8 protein-coding genes are annotated in these 5465 nt (G+C 43.5%); 5 read left to right on the plus strand and 3 right to left on the minus strand.

The features are described from left to right. The coding region (locus tag G589_RS20575; RefSeq protein ID WP_026512539.1) for an EAL domain-containing protein at positions 1–424 on the plus strand (424 nt) is incomplete at its 5' end. A gap of 54 nt (positions 425–478) precedes the next feature. Here the strand turns inward: G589_RS20575 and G589_RS0117380 are convergent. Next, the gene (locus G589_RS0117380; RefSeq protein ID WP_022769249.1) at positions 479–949 is read right to left on the minus strand and encodes an RpiB/LacA/LacB family sugar-phosphate isomerase; all 471 of its coding nucleotides are present in this window, start codon (positions 947–949) and stop codon (positions 479–481) included. Between the two features lie 362 nt (positions 950–1311). Here G589_RS0117380 and G589_RS0117385 point away from each other — a divergent pair, with 362 nt between their 5' ends. From G589_RS0117385 to G589_RS20585, 3 genes are all read left to right on the plus strand, one after another. Beyond that, complete coding sequence (locus G589_RS0117385) at positions 1312–1737, plus strand: hypothetical protein (protein ID WP_155828067.1); 426 nt, start codon at positions 1312–1314, stop codon at positions 1735–1737. A gap of 20 nt (positions 1738–1757) precedes the next feature. Continuing rightward, on the plus strand, positions 1758–2216 hold the full coding sequence (locus G589_RS21500) for a DnaJ domain-containing protein (protein WP_026489094.1): 459 nt from the start codon (positions 1758–1760) through the stop codon (positions 2214–2216). 179 nt (positions 2217–2395) lie between these two features. Further along, entirely contained in the window at positions 2396–2662 is a 267-nt protein-coding gene (locus G589_RS20585) for a PspC domain-containing protein (RefSeq protein ID WP_029232577.1), read from the plus strand. Between the two features lie 515 nt (positions 2663–3177). Here G589_RS20585 and G589_RS0117400 read toward each other — a convergent pair. Then, complete coding sequence (locus G589_RS0117400; RefSeq protein WP_026523001.1) at positions 3178–3486, minus strand: hypothetical protein; 309 nt, start codon at positions 3484–3486, stop codon at positions 3178–3180. A gap of 89 nt (positions 3487–3575) precedes the next feature. Continuing rightward, entirely contained in the window at positions 3576–3902 is a 327-nt protein-coding gene (locus G589_RS0117405) for a hypothetical protein (RefSeq protein WP_026523002.1), read from the minus strand. Between the two features lie 348 nt (positions 3903–4250). Here G589_RS0117405 and G589_RS0117410 point away from each other — a divergent pair, with 348 nt between their 5' ends. After that, on the plus strand, positions 4251–5087 hold the full coding sequence (locus tag G589_RS0117410) for a DUF5688 family protein (RefSeq protein ID WP_081647148.1): 837 nt from the start codon (positions 4251–4253) through the stop codon (positions 5085–5087). The last annotated feature ends 378 nt before the right edge of the window (positions 5088–5465 follow it).

The raw sequence follows: 5465 nt of genomic DNA on the forward strand, positions 1-5465 counted from the left end.
GCCTGGTCAACTTCGTATTGAGATAACGGAAAGCGCATATGTCGAAAACTCCGATACCATCATCAAAACAACAACCAAACTTCGTGAAGCAGGCTTTGAAGTTGAAATGGACGACTTTGGAAGTGGTTACTCATCACTGAATATGTTAAAAGAAGTTATCCTTGATCGCATAAAGCTTGATCTTCGATTTATTACCGGTTCAGGCGACCAAAAGATGGGTCGGACAATACTTAGCTACATGGTCCAGATGATCCATGCTATTGGAACTTCTATTATCGCAGAAGGTGTTGAGACACTGGAACAGGCTGATTTCCTCGGAAGTCTTGGATGTGAGGAAATGCAGGGATATTATTTCTACAAGCCTATGCCGGTAGATGAGTTTGAAGCATTAACAGCATATCCCTCAAAGAAACAAAGTCAATAGAAACTAATGCCAGGCAAGGGAACACCTCTCATGCCTGGCATTATTGTTATTTCGTTAAATAATCTGATCAAGGGGTACACAGTGCTTGTCGTTTATGTCACACACTTTTTTGACTCTGTTTCTGTACTTCTCTTCCATGAGTGGCGCAGTGTTTAGCCATGTCTTTACAACCTCCATAGCCATAAGACCGCCAATTATCTTGGCTCCAAGGCACAGGATGTTTGAATCCGTATGCTGGCGAGCTAATGTGGCACATAAAGGATCCTGGCATACGGCGGCATAACAGCCATTTATCTTGTTTGCAATAAGGGCGCTTCCATAGCCCACGCCATCACAGAAAATGCCTCTCTCGCACTCCCCTTTAGCAACTGCAAGCGCTGCAGGATATACAAAGTCAGAGAGATCACAGCTCTTTTCATCATAGGTCCCGAAGTCCTCAACTTCATAGCCTTCTTTTATGAGATAAGCCTTGATTTCGTTCTTCATTGCGGTGCCAGCGTGATCGTTTGCCATAGCAATCTTCATGGGTTAGCCCTCCTAAGCTTTTCTTTGATTATATCATGGGCTAAGCCTGGTATGTAGCTTGGCAGACTTCCAGGTATTAGATTCATGTTTTTAAAGTTGGTTTTAGGTTGAAGCTGTATTATATGGCTATAAGGATATACAGATCCTTACCCCACACATACTTTCATAACACTTTTGGGCTGCCTTCGTGGTAGCCCCACCTCTCAAAATTAGTCAGGAGAGCCAGGCTCTTATCATAAAAGAGAAATAAGACATCAGTTTTCGCTGATGCGGATATGTAAAAGCATATCGATGAAGCATAGAATAATACAAACAGAGCATTGTAAGGAAAATCAATGCCGATGATAAAAGAGGTTAAAGATATGGACAAGATCAGACAATTTGGTAATCAGATGCAGTACAGGATGGCACAGTTCATGTATGGCCGCAACGGGTTTGATACACTGGCGCGGACATGCAATGGAATAGCGATCTTTCTGTTGGTAATAAACCTGTTTGCTCAGAGCAGGATAGTATATCTCTTGTGGCTTGTATTCTTTTCTTATGCATGCTTTAGGGTATATTCAAGAAACATATCTAAAAGATATGCTGAGAATCAGAAGTTCCTTAATATGACTGAGGTTCCAAGAAGATATGTTAAGCTATTTAAACTTCAGTGGCATGACAGAAAAGTGAGCAGATATTACATCTGCAAGAACTGCCATCAGCAGATAAGAGTACCAAAAGGAAAGGGCAGGATTGAGATCAGATGCCCTAAGTGCAGCGAACGTTTCATTAAAAAGACCTGATCGGTCTGGAGGATAATGTTATGATGATGGATCCCTACAAGGTTCTTGGAGTAGCCCCGGGGGCTTCAGAAGAAGAGATCAAAAAAGCACACAGAACGCTTGCGAAAAAGTATCATCCGGACTTGAATCCCGGAAATGCAGCAGCTGCTGAAAAGATGAATGAGATAAATGCAGCTTACGATATTCTTACAAAACCGGGTGCTGAGAGATACAGACAGGCACAGACATATACGCAGGAGCGTACCTATGCCGAGAAAGAGGAGACTCCTTTCGAAGAGTACGGAACATACTGGCAGTGGGGTACTCAGGATCTTGGCAGAGGCTATAACAGACCGGAAGAGAGCTGGAATACCTGGAACAACTGGACCGGTTGGAACAGGACTCCGGTATATGGCACCTCCATTCTTGGAAAGATCTTCAGATGGTTTATCATCCTGCAGCTACTGTCAATGTTCTTCAGGATGTTCATGTTCTTTTAACGATAATGAAATGAAGTCAGCTGATATGCATTCTTTTATGTGTATCAGCTTTCTTTTGCGAAAAAAGAAAAATAAGGATAGGCTTTTCTGCTAACCGGATATGTATTACCAATATGGGCAGACATATAATCATCTCATAAGAACAAAACAACCAGATTCATTTATAAGAGGTGTGGGTTATGACTGAAAAGAGATTATATAAAAGTGCAGATAAAAAGATATCAGGTGTATGTGGTGGAATTGCTGAGTACTTCGGCATAGATCCTGCAATCGTAAGGATCATCTGGGCATGCACATTCCTGTTTACAGGCGCTGGGTTAATTGCATACATTGTTGCAGCAATAGTGATGAATGAAAATCCTGGATATGAGGAAGATCACAGCGAAGACAGGTACACATATTCTTATGACTCAGAAACTATCAAAGGCTTCAAGCCGGAAGTATAGTTCTGTTCATATATCAGGCCCTCTGGTCAGATGACCAGGGGGTTTTTTATGTTTTTAGGTAATTTATAGGTTTGTACGGTATTGTGAACTTGTCAGGGGACATGGGTCCGCCTGATCACACACATTCATAACACATGGGTCGCCCTTGATTGGGCGGCCACCTCCAGACTTTACGCCTCACTTATGTGGGGCTTTTTTCATGAAATGGCGGTGCTATATTGCGAAAGCACCGGAGCTTTTGCTTAGTGGCACCACTTTTTAAGGGCATGGAAGGCGCGGAAGGGGAGAAGTAGAGCGCGCCTTTGAATTAAATGGGGAACCCCTCGCCCCCAGACCCGTTCCCCAAGCCCTTCCCGGCAAATTCGTATGGTGAAGGCGGGATGTTAGCGGCTTTTCTCTACTGTGCGGCAATATGCACGTATTCAATGGATGGCGCAAGGTGGGATAATAATGTGCGCCTTTTATCCTATAAGGGAACCCCAGACACCCTCTCCCGTTCCCTTAGACCTTCCCAATTATTCTTCGTCCCAGTCGTATTTAAATTCGTAGCCGTCCTCTGGCTCGCCTATCTCATAGCCGAGTTCATCGGATAGCTTCTCTTTTAATTCCGCGAACCAGTCGTCCCATATTTCCTCTGGTACATCTCCATAGAACTGGATCCCTGAAGGCTCTACTGAGGCTTCTATGTTTATTCCTTCTCCTGTCCAGAGTGGAGTATCTGAAGTCTCGTCATAGTATTCCATGCTTCTATAGACCTCATCTATCTTTTCCCATACCCAGTCTGGTGCTGTATAGTGGATGTTCAGGTTTGCATTTGCTATCATGGGGCCTCCTTACAATGGGTTTTTGTCATATTCTTATAATGCGTTTTTTATTCCTTCTCTTTTTACTCTAGCATACTATTTGACTTTCTCTATGTTCTTTCTTTTCTTGTGGTTCTATTATTTTCTCTAATATGCTTTCTTATAGATATTCTAATACATTCTTTTGCGGGGCTTTTTGCGTGGGTTTTTGCATTGGATTTGCTTACAAGAGATCTTTTTTCTGGATCATTTGTGTACCATTCCGAGCAGCTTCGCAGGTCTGCCCGGGCTCCCAGACCAATATGCCCCTGACTTCCACCAAGGAAGTCTGAATACGTGGCATACAAGGAATTATTATAGTCCCCTTCTCCAACGGGTTCCCGGGGGAACCCCCTCTTTTTTCGTGCGTATTTTCCTGGTGCTTTCCTGCCTTTCATGTATAAATGCACTTTCCCAGTCCACCGCCTATCGGTTTGCTGATGTGCATCGTAACAGTGTCAGTCCCACCAGCAAGGGCTGCCCTACGGCGTCTCGTTTACTTGTCCCTTGCAGGTGGTCCTGCCACCGTTCCTGAAGATGCACGCAAACCCGATAGATAGGCGATGAACTCAGAAAGCACATTTATTAACACATGAAAGGATGGAAAAAAGCACATGGAAAATATCGCACGAAAAAAGGATCGCTCCCCTCCAGAAAAGCTCAGAATCTTGAAAGCACATTTCAAGGGCTTTGAAAGCCTGAAAACAGAAAACCAAAATCAAAACATATATAAGGAGAAAATGACAATGATTACAAAGAACATGATTATCGAGGGACTTGAAAACAGAGGTTACATCGTGGATGCACACACTTGCATCAAGAATGGAATTGAGAAAGAGGGTCTTTGCATCAAGAAGAATGCAGATGATACAATCGCACCCACTGTTTACGCTGATGAACTTATCGAGAGAGCAGAACTTAGCGGAATGGGAGTTGAGCAGGTCATTGACAGTGTTGTTGCCATGATTTCAAGGGAGTTTACTTTTGACGTTGAGAAGATTAACGACGTGGAGTATTTCAAGACCAATGCACGCATCGGAGTGCAGAGAGAGGGCAGCGAGGACCTTGTAAAGAGACCCACACAGTTTGAGGGCATCGAGGAATACATCTACATTGCTGATGAACACGAGGGAGAGAGCTTTTCAATCAAGGTAAGACCGCAGATGCTCGATATGTGGAGGATTGACGAAGAGACCGCTTTTGTAAGGGCAGAGGAGAACACCCACAAGGACACAAAGATAACACCACTTGGCGATGTGATAAGGAACATGATGGGCGATGATTTTGCTGATGAATTTGGAGAGGAAGCAAACAGTGTTGCGCCGATGTATGTTATCAGCAACAAGAGCCAGGTCAAGGGAGCAAGTGCGATGCTCGATACAAAGGCAATCAAGGAACTTGCGGACAGAATAGGGGTTCACGAGTTTGTACTTCTTCCGAGCAGTATCCACGAGTGCATCTTGGTTCCCAAGTTTGAGGATATGAGCCTTGATGTATTCAATAACATGGTAACAGAAGTCAACGAAACGACTGTTGACCCCATGGACAAACTCGTTGACAGAGCATATCTTCTGACCGCATAAGGCTAAAAAGACATAAAGCAGGGAGAGGGGAAACCCCAATGTCATTAAGTTAAGGGTCGCGAATCAATCAAAGATATAATAAAGAGAGACTGATAGCATTATTTCAGTCTCTCTTTTGCTTTTTATGGTATGCCTAATAGGCAGACGCTAATCTGCCTAATCATAATTATGAATTCAAGCACAGTTATGCTACTCTATATAAGAAGCCACGGAAAACTCTTGGCGCGAAATTTCGCTCCCAGTTCCTATCTGGCCGAATTGGCAAGAGGTTCTTCGAAATAACGGCTTCCAAAACTTGTAGCGTTGTTTTTCTGCGGTAATATAGTCTGCACATATGGACTGCTACTGTAAAGTTTGCTTTATAAGTATGCTTCCTTT

The organism is Butyrivibrio sp. VCB2001 (genome assembly GCF_000423965.1).
GTDB lineage: Bacteria > Bacillota > Clostridia > Lachnospirales > Lachnospiraceae > Butyrivibrio.